The following is a 24,166-nucleotide window of genomic DNA, read 5'->3' on the forward strand; positions in this document are numbered from 1 at the left end:
TCCTCGAGGCTTTTTTTGACACTCGCGGGTGCAACCGTGGCAAGCGTTTGGCGAGCGCAGTTTCTCTTCAGCCCACTCAACCCGCAACGGGTGAGGGGCGACGGCAGGCGGAGGTACGGGAAAGGTCTGTCGCGAGTTCCGCACGCAAAGGGGGCCACTTAATGTGGCCCCCGTCTTGCGCAGGACTGTTTGAGCAGCAGACCTTTCCCGTACCTCCGCCTGCCGTCGATTCGGGCCCCCGACCCCGTTACTTGATCCCCGCTACTTGATCTTGGTCGTACCCGGTGCCAGGTTGGGGTCGGTCTCGTTGGCCTCGGTCTGGAGGTGCTCGGTGTACACGTTCTTGCCGTCGCGGAACATCTCGTAGTACTGCATCTTGGCGTAATCCTCGCGCGCCTTGGTGGCCGCCGCGGCGACGGCGTCTTCGCCGGTGACGTTGGAGGAGAGCGCCCAGCGCAGGCTAGCGTCCTCGTAGCCCACCGAGTTGATGGCGGGCAGCGACTCGCGCAGCGTCATGTGCGCTTTCTGGTAGTCGGTCAGTGGTGCGCCGATCAGCTGCATCAGCTGGGTGGACAGGTAGTTGGTGGACAGGTCGTCGACCTCGCTCGTCTGGTCGCAGCCGGCAACGTCGTAGTTGGCCCAGATGATGTAGTCGGTCTGCCACAGGCGCTCCTGATGCGTAGCGTCGTCCTCGCCGGTAAACCACTTATCGTTGAACTTGGACGGGAAGAACGGCTGATGGTCGCCCCAGAACACCACGACCACCTTGCGGTCGAGATTGCGCAGGGCATTGAGGAAGTAGCGCAGTGCCTGGTCGGACTGCTCGATGCACGAGACGTACTCGTCGACATCGGAGAGTGTGCCGTCCTCGATGGTCTTGGCGTCCAGATCGGTCGTGTCGATGTTCAGGTGCATCTGCTTATCTGCCGGCAGCAGGCCCGTATCGTAGCCCGAGTGGTTCTGCATGGTCACGTCAAAGATGAACTGCGGGTCGGCGTTCTGGTTGAGCAGCTCAAGGATTTTGTCGTAGGTTGCCTGGTCGGTCACCATGCCGCGCAAGGTGTCGGCTCCCTGGAAGTCGTTGATAGACAGGAACTGGTCAAAGCCAAAGTCCTTGTAGACGTTCTCACGGTTCCAGTTGGTTGCGTGGTTGGGGTGCATGGCCGTCGTGGAATATCCGAGCGACTTGAACTGCTCTGCCAGGTTTCCGGTCGTTTCCATGTTGTAGATGGTGTAGGGGTACACGCCCGAGCCCAGGTTGGCCATGGAGTTGCCGGTCATAAACTCAAACTCGGTATTGGCGGTGCCGCCGCCGTAGGCGCTCACGTAGAGCTTGCCGCGGCTGAGGCAGTCGGACAGGTTCTTAAAGTACTGCGGGCCCTCGTAGCCGGCGTGCATCTCCTGATAGATCGAAAGATCCGAGAAGGTCTCGTTCATAATGGCGATGACCGTGGGCTTCTCGCTATCGAACTGCTCTTGGGCGGCGGTACGGGCGTCGCTTGTGGCGGCATCGGACTTGTCATAGGCCTTGGCATACTTTTTGAGCGTTGCCTTGGCGTCGTCGGCGGAGTAGTTGGCGGGTTTGGGCGGCTTGATGGACTGTGCCGCACTAATAAAGGCAGGCAGATAGCCCTCGCGCCAGTAGCTCTCGAGCGGGCGCCAGGTGTAGACGGTGATGCCGAGGGTGTTGTAGTAGTCGATAAGCGTGACATGCGCGGTCACGCCGCCCAGGCACAGCACCGCCACGAGCAGGTTGGTGAGCAGCATGCGCTTGGCGTTGGCGGCGCCCTTCTGACGGTGCGGTGCTACCAGGCCGGCGTACTCGCATAGCAGCATGGCGATGGCGGTAAAGCCCATGGACAGCACGCAGAACAGCGAGATCGAGTAGGTGTAGCCGTTGCCGGCGACCGCGGCGGCGGTGGAGATGGCCGAAAGGTCGCCCGGCTGGATGGGCATGGATTTAAACGTGATGACGAAGAACTCGGCAATGCCCAGGATAAAGAGGGCGAAGGCCAGGGCGGCGGGAGCTGCGCCGCGGCGCTGGAACAGGAAGAACAGGCCGACCATGAGCGTGGTGATGATGGCCCACTCGAGCAGTATGCACAGGGGGTAGACCCAGGTAAAGTCGTGGTTGGACGAGACCTCCATGCCCAGCAGCGCAAAGACGCCGGCGAGCAGCAGGCACAGCACGGCGGCGACGAGCGGTTTGCCCACAAAGGCGCCGCGCAGACGGGCGAGCTTGCCGGTGGGGGCGGGGGCGTCGGGCGCGGCGAACGCAAAGACGCGCGGGGCGATGCGGTTGCGTGCGATGCTGGCCCAGGCGCAGCCGGTGAGGATGGCATTGGTCAGAACGAGCATTACAAAGGCGAGCGGCTCGTTTTGGGCGACGAGGCCCATGGCGCCCCAAATGGTCAAAAAGACCTGGAACAGACCGAAGGCGACGCTCCATCCAAGAGCGCCCTTGGCAACGGTGCCCGACTGCGCGCGAATGGCCTTGGCCTCGCGCAAGACAAGGAAGACGGTCGCCGCAAGACCGACGAGCGAGATGGCGGCTGCGAACATGCTGAGACTCCTCACAAACTTAAAACTACGAAAGCGGGGGTTTACCCGATTGATACCAAGATATGCGCTGCGATTGGTGGCTGCGCACAACAACCAGCCATATTAGCGCGCATGTGTGGCGGTGTGGCGCAATGTAGTGGCGACCTGCGCGATAATGGACGGGAATTACACGGAAACGTAAAGGCTTCTTAAAGAAATGGCGAGGTTAAGGCGATGAACGAGCAGGTTTGTATGACGAGTGCGGGCGACGTGGGCGCTGGCATGGGCGCGGGCGGCTATCCGGTCGAGACCACGGGCAACGCGGTGCTGGACATTTTGGAGCACCGTTCGTCCACGCGCGCTTTTGCGCGCGATGACAACGACCGTCCCGTAGCGGTGACCGACGAGCAGCGGGCGGCGATTCTGCATGCGGCGAGCCGCGCGCCGTCGGCAGGCGCCATGATGATGTATTCCATCGTGAGTATCCGCGAGCAGACAACGCTCGATCGCCTGGCCGACCTGTGCGACCACCAGCCCATGATCGCCAAGGCGCCCTGGGCACTTATATTTGTGGTCGACTATGCCAAGTGGATCGATCTGTTTGAGCACGTGGGTTGCTTTGAGCCCGAGTTTGTCGAGCGCACGGGCAAGGCGCCCCGCCGCGCGCCGGGTTTAGGCGACTTTGCCATCGCGGCGCAGGATGCCGTGATCGCTGCCCAAAACGCCGTGGTCGCCGCCGAGGCCCTGGGGCTGGGGAGCTGCTATATCGGCGATGTCGTCGAGAACGCCGAGGAAGTTGCTGCGCTGCTGGACTTGCCGCCCTATACCATGCCGCTGTCGATGCTCATCATCGGCACGCCCCGCAAGGAGCGCCCGGCGATTGCGCATCCCGTGGTGAACCTGGTGCACGAGGAGCGCTATCGCCGCGCCGATGCCGCGACCATGGATGCGCAGGTGGCCGAGATGGACACGATGTTCCGCCCGCATGCCCGCGAGGTGGGGGAGCGCGTCGTGGATATCTACACCCGCAAGCACACGAGCCCCTTTATGGCCGAGATGAGCCGATCCATGGAGTGGTGGTTCAAAAACTGGCTCGGAAAATGACGAATGTGACAAAGGGACAGTCCCTTTGTCACATTCCATATCGCCGCGGTGGCCTAAAGGCCGTATAAATGTTTATCTAGCTGGGAAAACAGTGCATTAAAACATGGGACGATTATCTATAATTCCCTCGAACGTTAAAGTTGGGAGGAAACCGGCTTATGGAACAAAAGGCCAAGGAGGCAGCCTCGCACGCTGCGATTCCTGTGAGCATCTCGGCGATGCTCGTCACGCTGGGCGTGGTGTATGGCGATATCGGCACCAGCCCCATGTATGTAACCAAGGCGCTCGTTGCCGGCAACGGCGGCATCGGAAGCGTCACGGAGGAGTTCGTGCTCGGCGCGCTCTCGCTCGTCGTGTGGACGGTCACGCTGCTGACGACCGTCAAGTACGTGCTCATCTCGCTGCGCGCCGACAACCATGGCGAGGGTGGCATCTTTGCTCTGTACAGCTTGGTTAAGCGCTGCGGCAAATGGCTCATCATCCCCGCCATGCTGGGCGGCGCGGCACTGCTCGCCGATGGCATCCTCACGCCTGCCGTTACCGTGACTACGGCTATCGAAGGCCTGCGCACCATTCCGGCAGTCCATGCCGTGCTGGGCGACGATCAGGCCCGCGTCGTGGCCATCACGCTTGCCATCATCATTGCGCTCTTCTTGGTGCAGCGCATCGGCACGGCCAAGATCGGCCACGCCTTTGGCCCCATCATGACGCTGTGGTTCCTGTTCCTGGGCGGCACGGGTCTGTTCTTTGTCTTCCAGCACCCCGCCGTGCTGCTGTGCCTCAACCCGGTGCGCGGCATCGCCTTTTTGTTGAGCCCCAACAACCATGCGGGCATCATGATTCTGGGCAGCTGCTTCCTCGCCACCACCGGTGCCGAGGCGCTTTATTCCGACATGGGCCACGTGGGCCGCGGCAACATCTACGCAACATGGCCGTTCGTTAAGTGTTGCTTGCTGCTGTCCTACATGGGCCAGGGCGCGTGGCTTATCAACAACGCCGGCAACCCGGAGCTCATGGGTATCGCCGACCTCAACCCCTTCTACCAGATGCTTACCCCGGGCCTGCGTCCCTTTGCCGTCGGCCTTTCCACCGTCGCGGCCATCATTGCCTCGCAGGCGCTCATCACCGGCGCTTTCTCGTTGGTGTCCGAGGCCAGCCGCCTGGACCTCATGCCGCACATGCAGGTCTTCTACCCTGCCGAGACCAAGGGCCAGCTCTATATTCCCATGGTCAACAACGTCATGCTTGTGGGCTGCGTCATCGTGGTGCTGCTGTTCCAGAGCTCGGCGCACATGGAGGCCGCCTACGGCTTGGCGATTACCCTGACCATGATGTGCACGACGCTGCTGCTCTTCTTCTACTTGCATGTTGATCGCGGCCTTAAGGTCGTCCCGTATATCTTCGTTGTGTTCTTCCTTATGCTCGAGGGCTTCTTCTTTGTGAGTTCGCTCACCAAATTTTTCCACGGTGGCTATTTCACTATTCTTATGGCTATGCTCATCATGGGCGTTATGCTGTGCTGGTACAACGGCACGGCGGTCGAGCGGCGTCAGTTTACGCTGCTGCCGCTGCGCAGCTATCTGCCGCAGCTCAAGCGCCTGCGCGACGACGATCGCTATGAGCTTATGAGCGACAACATCGTGTACCTGACCAAGGACACCAATACCGACTACATCGACCGCGATATCGTCTACTCGATTCTGGACAAGCATCCCAAGCGCGCCCGCGCCTGGTGGTTCGTGAACGTCGAGACCATGGACGAACCGCATACCTTTGCCTATTCGGTCGAGACGTTTGGCACCGACTATGTTTTCCGCGTGCATCTGTACCTGGGCTACAAGGTTAACCAGCGCGTGAACGCCTACCTGCGCCAGGTTGTTCAGGATCTGGCCGCCACTGGCGAGCTGCCGCCGCAGATGCATGACTACTCGGTCTACAAGGATCCGGGCAACATCGGCACGTTTAAGTTCGTCATGATCCGCAAGCTCCTGGCGCCCGAGAGTGACGTGGAGCCGAGCGAGCGCACGGCCATCACGCTCAAGTACATCATCCGCCGCTTTGCCGGTACGCCGGCGCGCTGGTACGGCCTGGAGAACTCCAACGTGAGCTTTGAGTATGTGCCGCTGTTCACCAAGTTCAAGGCTGTGAACAAGATGCAGCGCTTGGCCCCCAACGAGCGCCCGTAGTCGCCGACAGGTTGCATGGAGTTGGCCTTCGATGGACAGGAGTGTGCGTCCTGCTCGCGCACGTGCTGTTTGTCTAACGACCGCAGACTGCAAAGGCTATACACTTGGAACCACCACAAGGGAAACCACCACAAAGGTGCTGTCCCTCTGTGGTGGTTTTTGTTTTTAAGAGAGGGGCGGGGTGCCGATGGACGTCCGTGCGGACGGCGATATTGCCGATAGCTTTTGGTGGCGGCGCACAACGCTGACACGTCGCAGCCCTCTGTATGACGCCTGCGTATCGGCGGGGCTGCTGGTCGCGGCGACGATTGTGGGTGCGCTGCTCGACCATCCTGGTCTCGCGCCGAGCATCATGATCGTCTATGTGTTCGCCGTGCAGCTGTGCGCATTCTTTACCTGGAGCCGCCTGTATTGCTTGCTGAGCTCGGCTGCCGCCGTAGCGCTCTATAACTTCTTGTTTGTCGACCCGCGCTGCTCGCTATCGTTTATCGACCGCGTCTATCCCGGCATGTTCTTCATCATGTTTGTGGTCTCGCTTGTGTCGAGCTCGATTGCGTTGGCCCTGCGCCGCGCCTTGGCACAGGCTGCCGCCAGCGACCGTCGCACGCATATGGTGCTCGAGACCAACCGCATGCTGCAGCGGTGTCCCGATCAGCAGCAGATTGTGCATGCCATGGCAACGCAGCTGGCGCGTCTTTCGGGCTGTCCGGTCGTGTGGTACAGCGCCGACGCCGACGATGATGACTTGCTGCCGCGTGCGACGTACACGGCCGTGGGTGACGCCGCGCCGGTGCACCAGCTGACGCCCCAGATGCCGCCGCGGCTCTCGGCGTCCGCCTATGTGGGAACGCCGCTCGATGCCACCTATGGCGGCTCGGCGTTTTATGGCATCTACCTGACGGTTTGCACGGGCGACGGCCTCGTGCGCTCGGGCGACCCCGCCTCGGTGGTGGGCGTGCTGGCTATCGTTGCCGAGCCCGACGTGCTGACGCACGAGGAACGGACACTTGCCGACGCCATCGTGAGCGAAGGCGAGCTGGCACTCGATCGCGCCCGCGCCATGGAGGCCCGCGAGGAGGCGGCGGTGCTCGCCAAAAACGAACAGCTGCGCGCCAATCTGCTGCGCTCCATCTCGCACGATCTGCGCACGCCGCTTACCAGCATTTCGGGCAATGCCGACGTGCTACTCGACCAGGGTTCGACCGGCACGGCTGTGCTCGATAGCCAGACGCGCCGCGGCATGCTCCTTTCCATTCGTTCGGATGCGCAATGGCTCAACGCCACCGTCGAGAATTTGCTCGCCATCACAAAGCTCGAGGGCGGCGGCATGCATCTGTCGACCACGCTCGAGCTCATGGACGATATCGTCGAGGAGGCGCTGCGCCACGTGAATCCGGCCGTACGCGAGCACGATCTTAAGGTGGTGCCGTGCGACGAGCCGGCGCTCGTCAACGTCGATGCGCGCCTGATGGTGCAGCTGGTGGTGAACCTGGTGAACAACGCTATTGCCTATACGCCGTCGGGCTCGCATATCGTGATCTCGATTATGGCGAACGATGGAAAGGTGGCATGTTCCGTCGCCGATGACGGTCCCGGTATTGCGCCCGAGGAGCAGGGCCGGATCTTTGAATCGTTCTACACTGTCAACCATGGGTTGGCTGATAGCCATCGCAGCGTGGGCTTGGGACTTTCGCTCTGTCGATCCATTATGTTGGCGCATGGCGGTAGCATAGAGGTTGCCGCGGCGGACCCGCACGGCTCGGTCTTTACGATTGGGCTTCCCGCCGCCGACGTTTCGTTTGATAAGGAGTAACGCTGTGCCGAACTCTGCCATGAAACCGCTCATCTTGGTCGTTGAGGACGACCCCGCCGTCCGCAACCTTATCGTTGCCGCGCTCGAGGCGCACGGCTTGCGCCATATGGCCGTGGAGACCGCCCATGCCGCCATCGCCGCCGCCTCATCGCAGGCACCGAGTATTGTGCTGCTCGATCTGGGCCTGCCCGATATGGACGGCGTCAAGGTGGTGGAGTCGGTGCGCGCATGGTCGGGCATGCCGATCATTGTGGTCTCGGCGCGCAGCGAGGATGCGGACAAGATTCGCGCACTCGATGCCGGTGCCGACGACTACCTGACCAAGCCGTTTTCGGTCGAGGAGCTGCTCGCGCGCATTCGCACGACGCTCAGGCGCCTTTCGTATACGCAAACGGGCGGCGTTGCCTCCGAGGGCTCGTTCGATACCGGTGAGCTGCATATCGATTTTGATGCCGGCATCGCCACGATGGATGGCGAGGAGCTGCATCTGACGCCGATCGAGTACAAGCTCTTGTGCCTGCTGGCGCACAACGCCGACAAGGTGCTGACGCACCAGTTTATCCTGCACGAGATTTGGGGCACGGCAACTAAGAGCGACCTGGCGAGCCTTCGTGTCTTTATGGGCACGTTGCGTAAGAAGATCGAGTCCGATCCGGCGCATCCGCGCTATATCCAGACGCACGTGGGTATCGGCTATCGCCTGGTCACCCAAGGCTAGATCGCCAACCACCATCCCAATATGAGTTGCGGTGAAATACGGTCTAAATTTGCCTAATTCCAGGCAAAACAGTCCGTATTCCACCGCAACTTGGTTTATCTGCCCTTGGGCTTGCTGGCGTAGAACTTCTTCTTTTTGGGCTTGCCGGCGCAGGCAGGCTTGCCGTCGCCGCGCGACCCTCGGTCTCCGGCTTGCGCGTGCGCGGGCGCCGTTGCGCGGGGCTTGCGGGCCTCGGGGTTGCGCAGCTCTTCGGTTCGCTCTGCAATCTCCTCGGCGCTAAAGCCGACTTCGGCCATGGCGTCCTCGATGGGCAGGCGGCGCACGATATAGCAATGGTGCACCTTCTGGTTGCGCGCAAAGTCCTCCGGGATGGTCTGCGCCGTAATGTCCTCTAGCACGACGCCCGCGCGCGCGAGCTTGCGCGTCTCGGGGCGGAAGCCGCGCAGGTTGCAGCTAAAGATGGCGTGGCCGCCCTGTGCGAGCAGGCGCGATACGCCGGCCAAAAGCTCAACATGGTCGCGCTGGACGTCCCAGGTGCGGCGGCCCATCTTTGATGAGTTCGAAAACGTGGGCGGATCGACAAAAATCAGGTCCCAGCGGTTGCGCGTCTGGCGCTGGACGCGAATCCAGGCAAGCACGTCGTCGCGCACAAAATGATGCTGCGGACCAACAAAGCCGTTCTGGCGCATATTGCGCTCGGCCCAGTCCAGGTAGGTGTTGGAGAGGTCGACCGTCACAGTTTCCTCGACGCCGCCGTCTGCCGCATAGCAGGTAGCGGTGCCGGTATAGGCGAACAGGTTGAGAAAGCGCCGCGCCTGCTTGGCGTGCTCGCGCACCAGGTTGCGGGTGACGCGGTGATCCAAGAAGATGCCGACGTCCAGGTAGTCGTCAAAGTTGACGGCAAAGGTAAGGCCGCCCTCCTCGATGAGCGGCAGACGACGGCGTGCGATATTGGCGCGCTCGCCCGAGCCGCCCTTGCCGGCGCCCTGCTTGCCGTACTGCGAGCCGCCGCGCGAACGCATGCGGGCCTTGGCGTGCACGTGCTCGGCGGGAACATCTAGGATGCGCGGCGCGATGGCCAGAATGTCGAGCATGCGGGCCTGGGCAAGCGCGGGATCGATGGTCTTGGGCGCGGCGTATTCGGCGATGACGAGCCAGCGGCCCGGCGTCTGCGGGCAGCCCTCGTATAGATCGATGGCGGCGGAGTAATCGGGTAGGTCGGCATCGTAGACGCGGTAGCAGCTCACGCCCTCGCGCTTTGCCCACTTGCGGCGCAGACGGGCGTTCTTGCGCAAGCGGTTGGCGAACTGCTCGGACTCGGGGATGAGCACGGGCAGCGGCTTGCCGTCGCCCAGGTCGAGCGTGGCGGCAGGTTCGGGCATGGGGGTGCTGGCGGCTTCGTCCACGGCGTCCGCGGTCTGTTTCTCGGCGTTTGCGCTGGTTGCAGCCTCGAATGCCGCGGCGGCGTGGTCGAGCGACGGCCAGACTTCGACGGTCGCCTCCTCGTTGTTGGGCATGACGGCGATCGAGCGCTCGGGCTCGGCGTGGAGCGAGCGGGCCAGCAATCCATCGCGGGTGAGCGCGGCGACCGGCGCCGCGGCAAGCTCGGGCGCGCGGCGCAGCTCGCCGACCAGCGTCATGGCGTCGTGCATGAGCGAAAGCGGTGTCTCGGTCGTATCCGCGACCACGGCGGCGCCGGCGACAGCGCCTGCATGGTCCAACACGGTGGCTGGCTTGGCAGCGCAAAAGTCGACAAAACGCTTGTAGCCGGCGCACTTGACCATGCGCTCGGCAGTCTTGCGGGCAGCGGGGTCAATGTCCACGGCGACGATGCGCGCCTGGCGCTCGCGTGCTGCTGCCTCGCGCTCGCGTGCCTCGGCGAGCAGCTGCTCCCATAGGGCGGCGTCGTGCGGCTGCCAGCCCTCAAAGCCCCAGCGCTCGCGTGCAGCGCCCGGGGCGCGGTCGGTCAGAATGTTCACGGCTTCCAGCAGCAGGCCGCCGCCGGCGCACGAGGCGTCGATCAGCGTGGGCAGGGCTTCGTTCTCGTAGTCATCGGCTGTGAGCTCGCGCTCGCACAGCGCGGTCCAGCCGACCTGCGCCAGCACCAGGGCGGCGTAGTCGGGACGCAGCACGTGCGCGCCCTCGCCGGCGCGGGTCGCTGCGGGCGGCAGGCGCTTGAACAGCGGGTCGCCCGAAAGGTCCAGGCTTATGCTCGCGCGGCGCTGACGCAGCGAAAGCAGCAGGTGAACATCGGGATCGGCGGCATCGACATCGGCGCGACGGCCCGTGGTTTCGGCCAGGCGGTCGCACAATGCGTCCTTGGCGCGCAAGGCAGAGAAGCGTGTGTTGCGCAGCTGCTCGGTCACGCCGCGGGCGGTGATGGCGATGGTTGCGCCGGGGCGGATGATGTTCTCCCAGGCGATGTCGTAAACGCTATCGTACAGTTCGTCGGCATCCTGCGCCTCAAAGCGCCCAAGAACCACGAACACGCGGCTCGCCAGGCGCGACCACAGACAGGCGCGGTAGCCTTCTTCGAGCTCGCCCTCAAACGTAGCGCGGCCCTTCAGCCGGCGGACATGCGAAAGCCCGAGGCGTTTAAGCTCATCGGCGAGTGCGGACTCAAAGCCCTCGGGGCAGCTTGCGTAAAATTCCATGGGTGACCTCTCTGGTTGCGTCGCTCCATTATATGATGGATGCTTCGTTTGCCCTCATCCCCGAAAGGAACCCATATGATTGATGCGTGCCCCGATTCCGCCGTGCTCTTTTTTGACGTGGACGGCACGCTGACGTCGTTCGATCCCGACGATATGACCGATAAGGACTTTTCGGCGGTTCACCCCTCGCAGACGGTGGTTGAGGCGTTCCGTGCACTGCGCGATGCAGGGCACAAGGCATTTATCTGCACGGGTCGCCCCCTGTGGCTTATCGCCGATAGCCTGCGTGCGCTCGACCCCGCGGGCGTCGTGGCCATGGCAGGCGCCACGCTCGAAGTCGAGGGACGCGTGGTACACGAGGACTGCTTTGACGAGGACGTTATCGAGGAGCTTGCGCGCCGTATGGCCGCGGCAGGGATTGAGGCCTTTTTCGAGACCAACGTGGCTACTTTTGCCCTGGAGCCTGTGGGCGTTGAGCAGTCGTCTCTGATCGGCACTTCTGTGGTGCACAGCACCGAGGAAATGCGCGTCGACGGCAGTCTGCGCGTGGGCAAGGTATGCCTCAGTGTGCCCAGTTTGGCTCGCGTAGCCAATGATGACGGCTTTATCGATTGCGAGTTTGAGCTGTGCAACACCGGTGGCCAGAATCGCGAGCTGAGCCCCAAGGGCATCAACAAGGGCGTGGGCGTGGCGCGAGCGCTGACGTATCTGGGCCGCGAGGGAAATGCGCGCACCTTTGGCTTTGGCGATTCGGGCAACGACCTGGGCATGCTCGCTTCGGTCGAGACGGCTGTCGCCATGGGCAACGCCATGCCCGAGGTCAAGGCGGTCGCCGACTACGTGACCGACGATGTCGCACACGACGGCACCGTCACAGCGATGCGGCATTTTGGGTTGATTGAATAAATGGCCGGGTCGCCCGCAGGGGGGGCGACCCGGCCATTTGAGCTATTTTGCAATATAGAGCTTGGGATGGCTGCGACTGCTCTCGATCGCCGCCGTCATGATACCCTCGTCGTCTCCATCAACGATGATGCCATCGAGGTCATCGATCTGCGCGGACTGATAAAAACTGGTCTTGTTGAACTTTCCCTGGTCAACCATCATGTAACTCTGGTTTGAGTTGGTCAGGTACATATGCTTGATCATGGCTGAGAAGTCGTGCTCGACGGTAAAACCGTGGTCGGGGTGGAATCCGTCGGCACTGACAAACGCCTTGTCGGCATGGAGTTTGCTCATGCAGTCGAGCGTTAGTGCGCCCGCGAGATAGAGGTGGCCCTTGCGCACGGAGCCGCCCAGCAGCACTACCGAAGCATTGGGGAGATTAAAGCTGGCATAGTTCGCGATTGCAAGATCGCCGGTGATAATGGTGATCTCACGCTTGTCCATGAGGGCCTTAGCGAAGTAAAAGCCTGTGGTGCCGATATCAATTACCAGAACATCGCCATCATCAACAAGAGTTGCCGCGGTTGCGGCGATGGCCTCTTTGGCCTCGACTTGGACATTGATACGCTCCTCGGGATACGAGATTGCGTTGGAGCGAGAAAGCGATACCGCTCCGCCGCGTACGCGACGCAGCTTGCCTTCGGATTCCAGCGAGACGAGGTCGTGTCGTGCGGTGACTTCCGAAACCGAAAAACGGCGAACGATGTCGGATACCGAGATATTTGGCTTTTCGGCCAGCCAGTTCATAATAAATCGCTGACGCTCGGCCGGTGAAAGGTCTGAAGTAGATGCCATATGCCGCTCCTTTTGAACGAAAGGCAAAAGATACGCCTTTCGTAATCGAAATATAACGTATCGATATGAAAAGGACAAGGCAAAATCGAATGAATCAAATGAACGGAATGGCATGTCCCAAATGCATGCGTAGCAGATAGTTTACACTTAAATAGCGTGTAGAGGGTCTTGTTCTGAAGGTGCCGCCCAAAAGAAGTACGTTCACACCCGATATTCGACCGTTCACGGAAAGATGACAATTGAGCTTTCGATAGCTTTTGAAATGGTTTATAAAAGAAAACCGAAAAGCTTTTGAAACAAAGAAGAAGGCTTTCGATAGCAATAGTGCTAGATGAGAAAGGACCGAACATGGCGATCAAGGTGTTTGCCGACGGCGCTAACCTCGAAGGCATGCTTGACATGCATGACAATGGTAACGTTCAGGGCTTCACGACCAATCCTTCCCTTATGAAGGCCGGTGGCGTGACTGACTACCGCGCTTTTGCCAAGACGGTTCTTGAGCACATCACCGATGTGTCGGTCTCTTTTGAGGTATTTGCCGACGACGAGGCGGGTATGGAAGCCGAGGCCCGCGAGATTGCAACCTGGGCAGACAACGTCTACGTTAAGATCCCGGCACTCAACACCAAGGGCGAGTCCACTGCCGCGCTGGTCAAGCGCCTTTCTGCCGACGGCATCAAGGTGAATGTCACCACTATCTTCACGCCTGAGCAGGTCGACGAGTTTGTCGATGCCGTCTCTGCCGAGACCCCCTCTATTCTGTCCATCTTTGCCGGTCGCATTGCCGATACCGGCGTCGATCCGCTGCCCCTCATGGCGGAGTCCGTAAAGAAGGCTGCCGTCAAGCCTGCTGCCGAGGTTCTTTGGGCGTCTACGCGCGAGGTCCTCAATATCTTCCAGGCGGAGTCCGTTGGCTGCCAGATCATTACGGTTCCCAATGCCCTTCTTGCCAAGCGCAAGAATTTCGGAAAAGATTTACTCGAGTACTCGCTTGATACGGTCAAGGGCTTCGCCCGCGACATTCAGGCACTTGGTTTCCATATCCTGCCCGAGGAGTAGGGGGCGAGCATGCTGACCGATCTTCTTAAGCCCGAGCTTGTTGCCTGCCACGTCGAGGCCTCCGATTGGGAGGAAGCGATCAAGGCATGCGGTAAGCTGCTAGTTGACGCCGGCAAATGCGACCAGAGCTATGTTGACGCCATGATTTCGTCGGTTCACAAATTCGGCCCCTATATGGTCTTGGAAGAGGGCATTGCCATGCCTCACGCTCAGGCCGATGGCAATGTGAGCGAGGCCGGCATCTGCATTGTCACGCTTGACCCTGCCGTTGCATTTGGACATGAGGATTTCGATCCGGTTCACGTGCTCGTGGGTATTTGCGCACCCGACCCCAAGGCTCATCTTGGCTGCTTGGCGGAGCTTTCGCAGATGTTCGAGGACGAGGACTGCGTTGCCAAGCTCAGCGCATGCGATACGCCCGAGCAGGTTTTGGAGACCATGCGTTCATTCTTTTAGGCCTTAATGGCACGGCGATGCGTCGCCGCTTTTGGATAGACGGAAAACCGTCACGTGTAGGAGAGGAAGGTTGCCATGCATATCATCACCGTATGCGGAAACGGCATCGGGTCTAGCCTGATGCTCGCTGGCAAAGTCGAGGAGCTTTGCGAGGAGGAGGGCATCAAGGCCGACGTTGAGTCTATGGACCTGAACGGTGCTTCTTCCGCAAATCCGGATCTGTTCATCACCGTTAAGGAGCTCGCCCCCGAGCTCCACGGCAACGTTGTGATCGTTCGCAGCTATGTGAACAAGAAGAAGATCCGCGAAGACGCCCTTGAGGCAATCAAGGCGGCCGCTGCTAACGCCTAAAGCGGCATAAAAAAGGGCGGTTCCCTGTGGAAGAGGGAAACGCGCCCACGTTAGAGAGAAAGGAAGCGCAGATGCAAGCCATCCTTCCCATACTTGAGTTTATCCAATCGATTCTGACCAAGCCAGCGTGGATCATGGGTCTGTTTGCCTTTGTGGGCCTTGTTGCGCTCAAGCGCCCTGCCCACAAGGTGATGACGGGAACCCTGAAGCCCATTCTTGGTTACATCATGCTGTCTGCTGGCGCCGCTGTTGTTCAGGAGAACCTTGCTCCGCTGGGGACCTTCATCGAGACCGGTTTCCACATCACCGGCGTCGTGCCTAACAACGAGGTCGTCGTTTCGATGGCTCAGAGCGTCCTTGGCGTTCAGACCATGATGATCCTGATTCTCGGCTACGTCGTAAACATTATCATTGCCCGCTTTACCAAGTTTAAGTACATCTTCCTGACGGGCCATCACAGCATGTTTATGGCTTGCCTGCTGTCTGCCGTTCTGCAGGCATCTGGCTTCCAGGATGTCCAGCTTGTCATCGTGGGCGGCATGTTCCTGGGCCTCGTGAGCGCTATGCTTCCCGCCGTTGGTCAGCGTTTCACCGAGAAGGTTACCGATGGCGATGAAATCGCCATGGGCCACTTCGGTTCACTCGCCTATTACATCTCCGCTGCAGTCGGTACGCTTTTTGCTAAGGACGCCGAGGAGAACAGCACCGAGAAGATCGAGGTTCCCGAGAAGTTTGCCTTCCTGCGCGACACCACCATCTCCACGGCTCTTACCATGGCCTTCTTCTACCTGGTTACCGCTTTTGCCGCTTACATCGCAGACCCTGCGGTCGTTACCAAGACCGCTGGCGGCGACAATGTGATCGTCTATGCCCTGACTTGTGCCCTGTCCTTCGCCGTCGGTGTCACTATCGTCTACAACGGCGTCCGTATGATTCTCGCCGACCTGGTCCCGGCTTTCCAGGGCATCTCCAACAAGCTGATCCCCGGTGCCATCCCCGCCGTCGACTGCGCCGTCTTCTTCCCTTATGCTCCCACCGCCGTCATCCTCGGCTTTGTCGCTTCCTTTATCGGTGGCGTTGTCGGTATGTTCATCGTGGGCGCTACCCTGGGCATCTTCATCATCCCGGGCATGGTTCCCCACTTCTTCTGCGGTGCTACCGCCGGTATCTACGGCAATGCCACGGGCGGTCGCAAGGGTGCAGCTCTTGGCGCTTTCGTCAACGGCCTGCTCATCACCTTTGCCCCTGCTCTGCTCCTGCCCGTTCTTGACGTCTTTGGCTTCAAGAACACTACGTTCGGCGACTTCGACTTCTCCGTCATTGGTATTACGCTCGGCCGCGCTGCCGAGGCCTTCGGTACCACCGGTGTCTACGCGATTCTCGCCGTCCTTCTGATCGTCGCCTTCGTCCCCAACTTCATCCACACCAAGGGTGCTGTGATCAACCACGTTGAGGAAGAGTAATCCAGGCATACGTTAAGCCCTAATCGGGCGGAGCTCCGATAACCGGCTCCTACACGGAAGCGGTGACGTCTCAAATGAGGCGTCGCCGCTTTTTGTTTTGGAGCGGTTGTGAAAACGCGCCGGTGAAGCGCTGTTTCAGCGCCGCGAACGGAAGCAACCGCGATGATTAGCAAAAACGTTTTGCCGCTGGGGCGTCGATATAAAAATGGTAAAACCGCAAAACCGTTCGCCGAGAAGATAAAAAACCGCAGTTCACGCCTTGATAAACGTAGGTAAAGTGTTTAACAGTTTATCGGCCGTATGCAAACGAAAGGAATCAGTCAGATGGCAATCAAGGTGTTCGCTGACGGTGCAAACCTCGAGGGCATGCTCGACATGTACGAGAACGGCAACGTTCAGGGTTTCACGACCAACCCGTCCCTTATGAAGAAGGGTGGCGTGACGGATTACCGCGCGTTTGCCAAGGAGGTTCTGGCCCACATCACCGATGTGTCCGTCTCGTTTGAGGTCTTTGCCGACGACGTCGAGACCATGGAGGTCGAGGCGCGCGAGATTGCTACCTGGGCAGATAACGTCTACGTCAAGATCCCGTGTGTGACCACCAAGGGCGAGTCCACCGCCGAGCTGGTGCGCAAGCTTTCGACCGACGGCATCAAGGTCAACGTTACCACCATCTTTACGCCTACGCAGGTCGATGAGATGGTCGAGGCCGTTGACGCCGAGACGCCGTCCATCATCTCGCTTTTTGCCGGCCGCATCGCCGATACCGGCGTCGATCCCATTCCGTTTATGACGGAGTCGGTCAAGAAGGCCGCCGCCAAGCCCAACTGTGAGGTCCTGTGGGCGTCCACGCGCGAGCTTATCAACATTTACCAGGCCGAGGCCTGCGGTTGCCAGATTATCACGGTGCCAAATAGCATCCTGGCCAAGCGCAAGAACATCGGCCGTGACCCGTACGAGGTCTCGCTCGATACCGTGCGCGGTTTTGCCAAGGATATCGCCGCTTTGGGTTTCCATATTCTGCCCTAAGCAAGGGTACCCCCTGCAGCGACGTGCAAAATCGCGAGTTTTCAGCATGGTAAAGACTTTTACCAGCTGGTTGAAGCGCGGAACGGCCCCCGTTTTGGCCCTAAAACGCCAAAACGGGGGCCGTTTTTGCTTTTATGGCCCTCTGAAGCGCCGCGGGGCTATCGGGAGATGCTGAATACTCGCAATTTTGCACGCCGCGAAGAGGGGGACGTCCGCTTTGGCGGCTATTTGCCCTGCACCATGGTGAGGGAGATTTTCTTGCGGTCGCGATCGACCTTTTCGACCCACACCTTGACCGTGTCGCCGACGCGCACCACGTCGCTGGGGTGCTTGACAAAGCGGTTGGCCAGCTTGGAGATATGCACGAGGCCGTCCTGGTGCACACCCACGTCGACGAAGGCGCCAAAGTCCACAACGTTGCGCACCGTGCCCTTGAGTTCCATGCCGGGTTCCAAGTCGTCGATGGAAAGTGCTGAGCGGCTAAAGACCACCTCGGGCGCGTCGTCGCGCGGGTCCCGGCCAGGCTTCTTGAGCTCGTTGACGATGTCGATGAGCGTGAGGATGCCGCAGTTCAGGTCGCTTGCCAGCGCCGAGATGCTGCCGATGCGTCGCTCGATGTCGGGCACGCCGCCGCGGCTGAGCTCGCTTGCCGCCACACCCGCACGCTCCAGGACGGCCGTGGCCACCTCGTAGCTTTCGGGGTGGACGCTCGTCGCATCGAGCGGGTTCTTACCGCCGCTGATGCGCAGGAAGCCCGCGGCGTTGAGATATGCCTTGGGCCCCAGCTTGGGGACCTTCTTGAGCTGGCGGCGATCGGTAAAGGCGCCGTTCTCCTCGCGGTAGGCCACGATGTTTTTGGCTACGCTCGGCGTGATGCCCGATACGTATCCCAGCAGGCTCGCACTTGCGGTGTTTACGTCGACGCCCACGCGGTTGACGACGTCCTCCACCACATATCCCAGGGTGCGCGAAAGCTCGGTCTGGTCAAGGTCGTGCTGGTACTGGCCAACGCCGATGGACTGGGGCGGAATCTTGACGAGCTCTGCCAGCGGGTCTTGCAGGCGGCGGCCCAGGCTCATGGCGCCACGCACGGTGACGTCCAGGTCGGGATATTCCTGACTGGCGAGCTCGGAGGCGGAGTACACCGATGCGCCGGCCTCGTTGACGATGGTGTATCGCAGTCCAGGCGCCTGCTCGGCGATGAACTCCGAGACGACTTCTTCGGTCTCGCGGCTGGCGGTGCCGTTGCCGATGACAATGGTGTTGACGCCGTCCTTCTTGACGAGGCGGGCGAGCTCACGCTTGGTGCCGGCGACGTCGTGGCGCGGCTTGGTGGGGTAGACCACGCCGTGGTCGAGTAGCTTGCCGGTCTCGTCCATGACGGCGACCTTGCAGCCGGTACGGTAGCCCGGATCGAGTGCGAGCACACGGGCACCGCGCACGGGGCGTGCCGAGAGCAGGCCCTCGAGATTCTTGGCAAAGACGTTGATGGCCTCGGTCTGCGCTCGGACGGTGAGTTTGGCGCGGGCCTCGCGCTCCAACGAGGGGGCCATGAGGCGCTTGTAACCGTCGGCGATGGCGGCTTCAAAGACGGGCGCAAACACGCCCTGGCGTCGGGGCCAACGACTGCCGAGACGCGCCGTGGCGGCAGTGCCGTCGACGTTCACGCGCACGCGGAGCTTGCCCTCGCGCTCACCGCGGTCGATAGCCAGCACGCGGTGGTTGGGAATACGGCGCAGCGGCTCGTCATAGCTGTAGTACGGCTCGTAGGGAGTCTTCTCGGTGGGGTCGGTGGCCTCGACGACGATGTCGGCGGTGTTCTGCGTAAAGGCGCGCAGGTCGGCGACGTTCTCGGGGTCCTCGGCCACCGTCTCGGCCACGATGTCCGCCGCGCCGGCAAGCGCCTTTTCGGGCGTGTCGAAGCCGGCCTCCTCGTTGACGTATGCCGCGGCGGCGTCGAGTGCGCTGCCCTTGGCCGAGGCCTGCATGATGATCATGTTGGCGAGCGGCTCAAGGCCTGCCTCGCGGGCCTTCTGCGCGCGAGTCATGCGCTTTTTGCGGTAGGGCTTGTAGAGGTCCTCGACACGCTGGAGCTGCGTGGCCTCGCGAATCTGCTGCTCGAGTTCGGGCGTGAGTTTGCCCTGGGCGTCGACGAGCAGGATGACGTCCTCTTTACGCTGCTCAAGATTGCGCAGGTAGGACAGGCGCTCGTCGAGTGCGCGCAGGGCGACGTCGTCCATGCCGCCCGTGGCTTCCTTGCGGTAGCGCGAAATAAAGGGAATGGTGTTGCCCTCGTCGATGAGCTTGACGGCTGACTCGATGTTGGCGGCCTTAAGGTTGAGCTCGCGGGCGAGCTGGGCGATAAGATCCATGGGACTCCTTGCGTTTAAGGTGCGTTTGCAGCACAGGGCTACCAAGGATACCACCCGACGTTCTGCCAAAGCAGTCTTTTTGGGACGGGGCTTTTTTAGCTACGGGACTGCGAACGGGAGACGGTGGAGTCCCTCCTTACAAAACGAGGCCCTGGCCAAACGGCCAGGGCCTCACCACTTCTTTTCAGGCTGCGAGAAAAGACCGTGTACGCAGGCGCTCCCCGAGGGAGACGGGGGTGTTTGCTCCGCGCGCAGTTTCGCAGCGAAGCGAGAATGTTTGAGCACGGAGTAAACACCCCGTCTCCCTCGGGGAGCTCCGTTGGGAGCGTAGGGGATGTTTTGAGCTACTCCAGCTCAAACGCTCCGGTATAGAGCTGGTAGTAATATCCGCGCTTGGCGATCAGCTCGTCGTGGTTGCCACGCTCGATGATGCGGCCGTGATCCAGGCAGATGATTGCGTCGGCGTTGCGCACGGTGGACAGGCGGTGCGCGATGACAAACGTCGTGCGGCCCTCCATGAGCTTATCCATGCCCGCTTGCACGATGGCCTCGGTGCGGGTGTCGATGCTCGACGTGGCCTCGTCCAGAATCATTGCCGGCGGATCGGCGACGGCAGCGCGTGCGATCGAAATCAGCTGGCGCTGGCCCTGCGACAGCTGGGCGCCGTTGCCGGTGAGCATGGTGTCGTAGCCGTCGGGCAGGCGGGTGATAAAGTCGTCGGCACCCGCGAGCTTGGCCGCCGCGATGCACTCCTCGTCGGTGGCGTCCAGGTTGCCGTAGCGGATGTTGTCCATCACGGTGCCGGTGAACAGGTTCACGTCCTGCAGCACAACGCCCAGCGAGCGGCGCAGATCGGCCTTGCGGATCTTGTTGACGTTGATGCCGTCGTAGCGGATCTTGCCGTCGGCGATGTCATAGAAGCGGTTGATGAGGTTGGTGATGGTCGTCTTGCCCGCGCCGGTGGCACCGACAAACGCGACCTTCTGGCCCGGCTTGGCAAACACGGACACGCCGTGCAGCACCTCGTGGTCGGGCGTGTAGCCAAAGTCGACGTTGTCCATGACCAGGTCGCCGCGCAGCGGTACGTACTCGATCTCGCCGGTTGCACGGTGCGGGTGTTTCCATGCCCACATGCCGGTGTGGTGGTCGGCCTCCTCGAGCTGCCAGGTATCGGGGTTGACCTGCGCGTTGACGAGCGTCACATAGCCTTCGTCGCCCTCGGGCTTCTCGTCGATGAGCTCAAAGATGCGGTCGGCGCCGGCGAGACCCATGACCACGGCGTTGATCTGCTGCGAGATCTGACCGATCTGTCCGCAGAACTGCTTGGTCATGTTGAGGAACGGCACTACGACGGCGATGGAGAGCGCCATGCCCGAGAGGCTCAGGTTGGGCACGCCCAGCGCCAGGAAGATGCCGCCTGCCAGTGCGACCAGCACGTAGAGCAAGTCGCCCAGGTTCCCGAGGATCGGCATGAGGATGTTGGCGTACATGTTGGCCTTCTGCGAGACCTCGAAGAGCTTCTCGTTGCGCTCGTCAAAATCGGCCTCGGCAGCGGACTCGTGACAGAACGCCTTGACGACTTTCTGGCCGTTCATGACTTCCTCGATATGGCCCTCGACCACGCCGAGCTCGGTCTGCTGCGCGATAAAGAAGCGCGCGGAGTTGGAGCCGAGCAGCTTGGTCATAAAGGTCATAAAGGCGACGCCGGCAATGATGACCAGGCACATCCACACGCTGTAATACAGCATGATGAAGAACACGGTGACGATGACGATGATCGTCATGAGCAGGTTGGGCAGCGATTGGCTGATCATCTGACGCAGCGTGTCGATGTCGTTGGTGTAGTGGCTCATGATGTCGCCGCGCTGGTGCGTGTCGAAGTAGCGAATCGGCAGGTCCTGCATGCGGTTGAACATCTTTTCGCGCAGCTTCTCGAGCGAGCCCTGCGTGATGACGGCCATGGCGCGGTTCCAGAAGAGCGAGGAGGCGACGCCCACGGCGTAGATGCAGCCGAGGGTGGTCACGAGCTTCAGAATCTTGGGCTGCGCGGCCGTCCAGTCGCCCGACTGCCACGATTCGCTAATGACCTGCAGCGCGCTCTGGAGAAACGTCGCGCCGATGGAGTTGATGATGGCGCAGAGCACAACGCCGGCGACGACGAGGGGCAAAAGCACCGGGTAGAAGCCAAAGAGCATCTTGATCAGGCGCGACATGGTGCCGCTCTTGCGGTTGAGCGCGCGCTCGGCGGTGGTTGCCTTACTCATGTGCCTCGCCTCCTTCCTGGTTCTGGGCTTGCGTTGCGGATGCCTCGGTGTCGGCCTCGACGGCCCCTTCGCCCTCGGCAGACATCTTGTTTTGCGAGGTAAAGGTCTCGCGGTAGATCTCGCTCGTCTTGAGCAGCTCATCGTGGTTGCCGATGTCCTTGATGCGGCCGCCCTCCATGACGATGATGCGGTCGGCGTCCTGAACGGAGCTGATGCGCTGGGCGATGATGAGCTTGGTCGTGTTGGGCAGGTAGCTCGCCAGGCCCTCGCGGATCTTGGCGTCGGTCTTGGTGTCGACGGCGCTCGTGGAGTCGTCCAGGATCAAGATCTTGGGGCGACGCAGCAGGGCACGCGCGATGCACAGGCGCTGCTTCTGGCCGCCGGAAACGTTGGAGCCGCCCTGCTCGATCCAGGTGTCGTAGCCCTTGGGGAAGCCGTCGACAAACTCGTCGGCGCAGGCCAGATGTGCGGCCTCGCGGACTTCCTCGTCGGTGGCGTTCGGGTCGCCCCAGCGCAGGTTCTCGGCGATGGTGCCGCTAAACAGCACGTTTTTCTGCAGGACCATGGCTACCTGGTGGCGCAGCGCGTCCAGGTCGTAGTCGCGCACGTCCACGCCGCCGACGCGCACGGTGCCCTCCGTGACATCGTACAGACGGGCGATCAGGTTCACGAGCGTCGACTTGGCCGAGCCGGTGCCACCGATAATGCCGATGGTCTCGCCGCTCTTAATATGCAGGTCGATATCGTCGAGCGCCTGGCGGCGGGCATGCTCGGAATACTTAAAGCTCACGTGATCGAAGTCGATGGAGCCGTCGGCAACCTCGTGCACGGGCTCGGTCGGGTTAGCGATCGTGGGCTCGGCGGCCAGCACCTCGGTAATTCGGTGCGCCGACTCATCTGCCATGGTCACCATGACAAAGATCATCGACAGCTGCATTAGGCTCATCAGAATCTGGAAGCCGTAGGTAAAGATGGAGGAGAGCTGGCCCACATCGAACAGGGTGCCCTGGCTCGTGATGATGAGCTTGGAGCCCAGGTAGATGATGACGACGAACGCGCCGTTGACGCAGATGTTCATCATGGGGTTGTTGAAGGCGAGCAACTTCTCGGCGCGGGTGAAGTCCATCTGGACGTCGCGCGCGGCGGTGGCGAACTTCTCCTTCTCAAAGTCTTCGCGCACGTAGCTCTTGACCACGCGCATGCCGGTGACGTTTTCCTCGACGGACTCGTTAAGGGCGTCATACTTGTGGAACACACGCGAGAAGATGGGGCGCACCTTATAGATGATAAAGAACAGGCCAAAGCCCAGCAGCGGAATGATGACCAGGTAGACCATGGCGACGCTGCCGCCCATGGCGTATGCCATGGTAAAGGCAAAGACCAGCACCAGCGGCGAGCGCACGGCGATGCGGATGAGCATCATAAAGGCCTGCTGCACGTTGTTGATGTCGGTGGTGAGGCGCGTGACGAGCGAGGAGGTCGAGAACTCGTCGATGTTGGCGAAGCTGAACGTCTGGATCTTGTAGAACAGGTCGCGACGCAGGTTCTTGGCAAAGCCGCAGCTGGCATGGCTGCAGGTGATGCCCGCGGCGGCGCCAAAGGCGAGTGACGTCAGTGCGATGAGTACGAGAAGGCCGGCGGTGGGCAGCATCTCGGTAACGGCGGTGCCGTCCTTGATGGCGTCGATCATGTCGGCGGTGATAAACGGGATCATCATCTGGCAGATTACCTCGCCAAGCACGAGCAACGGCGTGGCAACGGTGACTTTCATATAGTCGCGGATGCTGCCCATGAGGGTTTTAATCATCCAGTTCCTCCCAGGTTTTGCGGATTTTATCGAGCATTTCGGCGAGCTGCTCGCGCTCGTCGTGGGTGAGCGCGCTAAAGGCCCGTTCTCTAAAGCGGATGCGGGCCGCCTGGTCGATTCGGGCGTTTTCCCGGCCGGTTTCGGTCAGGCGAATGGTGAGTTGCCGTCGATCCTTGGGGTTACGGCTGCGCTCAATGAGGCCGTTGAGCTCGAGCTTGGACAGGATCTCGGAAAGCGACCCCGGCTTGAGGCCGAAGTGCATGCCGAGTTCCTGCTGCGACATCTCGCCGCCGGGCTGCTTGGCCAGTAGGCAGATGATGGGCGCCTTGCCGGACACGCCTCCGCCATGAAAATGCATGTAATGGCCGCAAAAGCCCAGGTTATTGAGGATGCGCTTGGCAAGCTTGTCTTCCGAGCTAACCGCTTCGGATACATCCGCCGGCTGTGACGGGTCGCCGCCGGGCTCGTGCGAACAAAGGCTAAGAGGTTCATCGCACATAAATTAGTGCTGCTCCTTTCTTTAGTTAGGTAGTGGAATTGTTTTGTGCCTAACCAATTTAGGAGCGTGAGAAATCAATGTCAAGGTACCAAACTAGTGGTTACGGCGTT

The 24,166-nt window shown here is 61.0% G+C and carries 17 protein-coding genes; 10 read left to right on the plus strand and 7 right to left on the minus strand.

Annotated elements, in window-relative coordinates; translation table 11 throughout:
• Window positions 1-261: 261 nt before the first annotated feature.
• Entirely contained in the window at window positions 262-2,562 is a 2,301-nt protein-coding gene (locus ACTQXO_RS05540; RefSeq protein ID WP_441031954.1) for an LTA synthase family protein, read from the minus strand.
• 213 nt (window positions 2,563-2,775) lie between these two features.
• On the opposite strand from ACTQXO_RS05540, the gene ACTQXO_RS05545 reads away from it, so the two are divergent.
• The 4 genes from ACTQXO_RS05545 (at window position 2,776) to ACTQXO_RS05560 (ending at window position 8,362) form a co-directional block, all read left to right on the plus strand.
• Window positions 2,776-3,645 carry a nitroreductase family protein gene (locus ACTQXO_RS05545; protein WP_441031956.1) on the plus strand — a complete coding sequence of 290 codons (870 nt, stop codon included), beginning with the start codon at window positions 2,776-2,778 and terminating at the stop codon, window positions 3,643-3,645.
• A gap of 158 nt (window positions 3,646-3,803) precedes the next feature.
• Window positions 3,804-5,831: a KUP/HAK/KT family potassium transporter gene (locus ACTQXO_RS05550; protein WP_427719648.1), complete on the plus strand. Its 2,028-nt coding sequence runs from the start codon at window positions 3,804-3,806 to the stop codon at window positions 5,829-5,831.
• A gap of 187 nt (window positions 5,832-6,018) precedes the next feature.
• Window positions 6,019-7,644 carry a sensor histidine kinase gene (locus ACTQXO_RS05555; protein WP_441545528.1) on the plus strand — a complete coding sequence of 542 codons (1,626 nt, stop codon included), beginning with the start codon at window positions 6,019-6,021 and terminating at the stop codon, window positions 7,642-7,644.
• A 4-nt stretch (window positions 7,645-7,648) separates the two neighbouring features.
• A complete protein-coding gene (locus ACTQXO_RS05560) occupies window positions 7,649-8,362 on the plus strand; it encodes a response regulator (RefSeq protein ID WP_441031960.1) in 714 nt (237 codons plus the stop codon).
• A 95-nt stretch (window positions 8,363-8,457) separates the two neighbouring features.
• Here the strand turns inward: ACTQXO_RS05560 and rlmKL are convergent, their stop codons facing one another.
• Entirely contained in the window at window positions 8,458-11,016 is a 2,559-nt protein-coding gene (gene rlmKL, locus ACTQXO_RS05565; protein ID WP_441031962.1) for a bifunctional 23S rRNA (guanine(2069)-N(7))-methyltransferase RlmK/23S rRNA (guanine(2445)-N(2))-methyltransferase RlmL, read from the minus strand.
• A gap of 75 nt (window positions 11,017-11,091) precedes the next feature.
• On the opposite strand from rlmKL, the gene ACTQXO_RS05570 reads away from it, so the two are divergent.
• A complete protein-coding gene (locus ACTQXO_RS05570) occupies window positions 11,092-11,922 on the plus strand; it encodes an HAD-IIB family hydrolase (RefSeq protein WP_441031964.1) in 831 nt (276 codons plus the stop codon).
• 42 nt (window positions 11,923-11,964) lie between these two features.
• Here ACTQXO_RS05570 and ACTQXO_RS05575 read toward each other — a convergent pair whose 3' ends face one another.
• Window positions 11,965-12,756, minus strand: coding sequence for a DeoR/GlpR family DNA-binding transcription regulator (locus tag ACTQXO_RS05575; RefSeq protein WP_195838607.1), 792 nt, complete (start codon window positions 12,754-12,756; stop codon window positions 11,965-11,967).
• Window positions 12,757-13,104: 348 nt separating this feature from the next.
• On the opposite strand from ACTQXO_RS05575, the gene ACTQXO_RS05580 reads away from it, so the two are divergent.
• The 5 genes from ACTQXO_RS05580 (at window position 13,105) to ACTQXO_RS05600 (ending at window position 17,114) form a co-directional block, all read left to right on the plus strand.
• The gene (locus tag ACTQXO_RS05580; RefSeq protein ID WP_117564350.1) at window positions 13,105-13,815 is read left to right on the plus strand and encodes a transaldolase; all 711 of its coding nucleotides are present in this window, start codon (window positions 13,105-13,107) and stop codon (window positions 13,813-13,815) included.
• A gap of 9 nt (window positions 13,816-13,824) precedes the next feature.
• Window positions 13,825-14,271 carry a PTS sugar transporter subunit IIA gene (locus ACTQXO_RS05585; RefSeq protein ID WP_154517874.1) on the plus strand — a complete coding sequence of 149 codons (447 nt, stop codon included), beginning with the start codon at window positions 13,825-13,827 and terminating at the stop codon, window positions 14,269-14,271.
• A gap of 75 nt (window positions 14,272-14,346) precedes the next feature.
• A complete protein-coding gene (locus tag ACTQXO_RS05590; protein ID WP_022094539.1) occupies window positions 14,347-14,622 on the plus strand; it encodes a PTS sugar transporter subunit IIB in 276 nt (91 codons plus the stop codon).
• A 71-nt stretch (window positions 14,623-14,693) separates the two neighbouring features.
• On the plus strand, window positions 14,694-16,085 hold the full coding sequence (locus ACTQXO_RS05595) for a PTS ascorbate transporter subunit IIC (protein ID WP_117635569.1): 1,392 nt from the start codon (window positions 14,694-14,696) through the stop codon (window positions 16,083-16,085).
• A 324-nt stretch (window positions 16,086-16,409) separates the two neighbouring features.
• Window positions 16,410-17,114 (plus strand): transaldolase, encoded by a 705-nt coding sequence (locus ACTQXO_RS05600; RefSeq protein WP_441031968.1) that lies wholly within the window; start codon window positions 16,410-16,412, stop codon window positions 17,112-17,114.
• A 224-nt stretch (window positions 17,115-17,338) separates the two neighbouring features.
• On the opposite strand, the gene ACTQXO_RS05605 is transcribed toward ACTQXO_RS05600, so the two are convergent.
• The 4 genes from ACTQXO_RS05605 to ACTQXO_RS05620 all read right to left on the minus strand — a co-directional run bounded on the left by ACTQXO_RS05605 (window position 17,339) and on the right by ACTQXO_RS05620 (window position 24,056).
• A complete protein-coding gene (locus ACTQXO_RS05605; RefSeq protein WP_441031970.1) occupies window positions 17,339-19,486 on the minus strand; it encodes a Tex family protein in 2,148 nt (715 codons plus the stop codon).
• A gap of 344 nt (window positions 19,487-19,830) precedes the next feature.
• The gene (locus ACTQXO_RS05610; RefSeq protein WP_441031972.1) at window positions 19,831-21,750 is read right to left on the minus strand and encodes an ABC transporter ATP-binding protein; all 1,920 of its coding nucleotides are present in this window, start codon (window positions 21,748-21,750) and stop codon (window positions 19,831-19,833) included.
• A complete protein-coding gene (locus ACTQXO_RS05615) occupies window positions 21,743-23,557 on the minus strand; it encodes an ABC transporter ATP-binding protein (protein ID WP_441031974.1) in 1,815 nt (604 codons plus the stop codon). Before ACTQXO_RS05615 ends, ACTQXO_RS05610 begins: the two co-directional genes overlap by 8 nt.
• Entirely contained in the window at window positions 23,550-24,056 is a 507-nt protein-coding gene (locus tag ACTQXO_RS05620; RefSeq protein ID WP_154518326.1) for a MarR family winged helix-turn-helix transcriptional regulator, read from the minus strand. The genes ACTQXO_RS05615 and ACTQXO_RS05620 overlap by 8 nt, the downstream gene beginning before the upstream one ends.
• Window positions 24,057-24,166: the final 110 nt, after the last annotated feature.

The sequence above is a fragment of the Collinsella sp. LCP19S3_D5 genome (assembly GCF_052121415.1).
Taxonomy (GTDB): domain Bacteria; phylum Actinomycetota; class Coriobacteriia; order Coriobacteriales; family Coriobacteriaceae; genus Collinsella.

Bases quoted from the DNA above. Each gene is read 5' to 3' on its own strand.
- ACTQXO_RS05540 (WP_441031954.1), bottom strand. From the start codon at position 2,562: ATGTTCGCAGCCGCCATCTCGCTCGTCGGTCTTGCGGCGACCGTCTTC.
- ACTQXO_RS05545 (WP_441031956.1), top strand. From the start codon at position 2,776: ATGAACGAGCAGGTTTGTATGACGAGTGCGGGCGACGTGGGCGCTGGC.
- ACTQXO_RS05550 (WP_427719648.1), top strand. From the start codon at position 3,804: ATGGAACAAAAGGCCAAGGAGGCAGCCTCGCACGCTGCGATTCCTGTG.
- ACTQXO_RS05555 (WP_441545528.1), top strand. From the start codon at position 6,019: ATGGACGTCCGTGCGGACGGCGATATTGCCGATAGCTTTTGGTGGCGG.
- rlmKL (WP_441031962.1), bottom strand. From the start codon at position 11,016: ATGGAATTTTACGCAAGCTGCCCCGAGGGCTTTGAGTCCGCACTCGCC.
- ACTQXO_RS05570 (WP_441031964.1), top strand. From the start codon at position 11,092: ATGATTGATGCGTGCCCCGATTCCGCCGTGCTCTTTTTTGACGTGGAC.
- ACTQXO_RS05575 (WP_195838607.1), bottom strand. From the start codon at position 12,756: ATGGCATCTACTTCAGACCTTTCACCGGCCGAGCGTCAGCGATTTATT.
- ACTQXO_RS05580 (WP_117564350.1), top strand. From the start codon at position 13,105: ATGGCGATCAAGGTGTTTGCCGACGGCGCTAACCTCGAAGGCATGCTT.
- ACTQXO_RS05585 (WP_154517874.1), top strand. From the start codon at position 13,825: ATGCTGACCGATCTTCTTAAGCCCGAGCTTGTTGCCTGCCACGTCGAG.
- ACTQXO_RS05590 (WP_022094539.1), top strand. From the start codon at position 14,347: ATGCATATCATCACCGTATGCGGAAACGGCATCGGGTCTAGCCTGATG.
- ACTQXO_RS05595 (WP_117635569.1), top strand. From the start codon at position 14,694: ATGCAAGCCATCCTTCCCATACTTGAGTTTATCCAATCGATTCTGACC.
- ACTQXO_RS05600 (WP_441031968.1), top strand. From the start codon at position 16,410: ATGGCAATCAAGGTGTTCGCTGACGGTGCAAACCTCGAGGGCATGCTC.
- ACTQXO_RS05605 (WP_441031970.1), bottom strand. From the start codon at position 19,486: ATGGATCTTATCGCCCAGCTCGCCCGCGAGCTCAACCTTAAGGCCGCC.
- ACTQXO_RS05610 (WP_441031972.1), bottom strand. From the start codon at position 21,750: ATGAGTAAGGCAACCACCGCCGAGCGCGCGCTCAACCGCAAGAGCGGC.
- ACTQXO_RS05615 (WP_441031974.1), bottom strand. From the start codon at position 23,557: ATGATTAAAACCCTCATGGGCAGCATCCGCGACTATATGAAAGTCACC.
- ACTQXO_RS05620 (WP_154518326.1), bottom strand. From the start codon at position 24,056: ATGTGCGATGAACCTCTTAGCCTTTGTTCGCACGAGCCCGGCGGCGAC.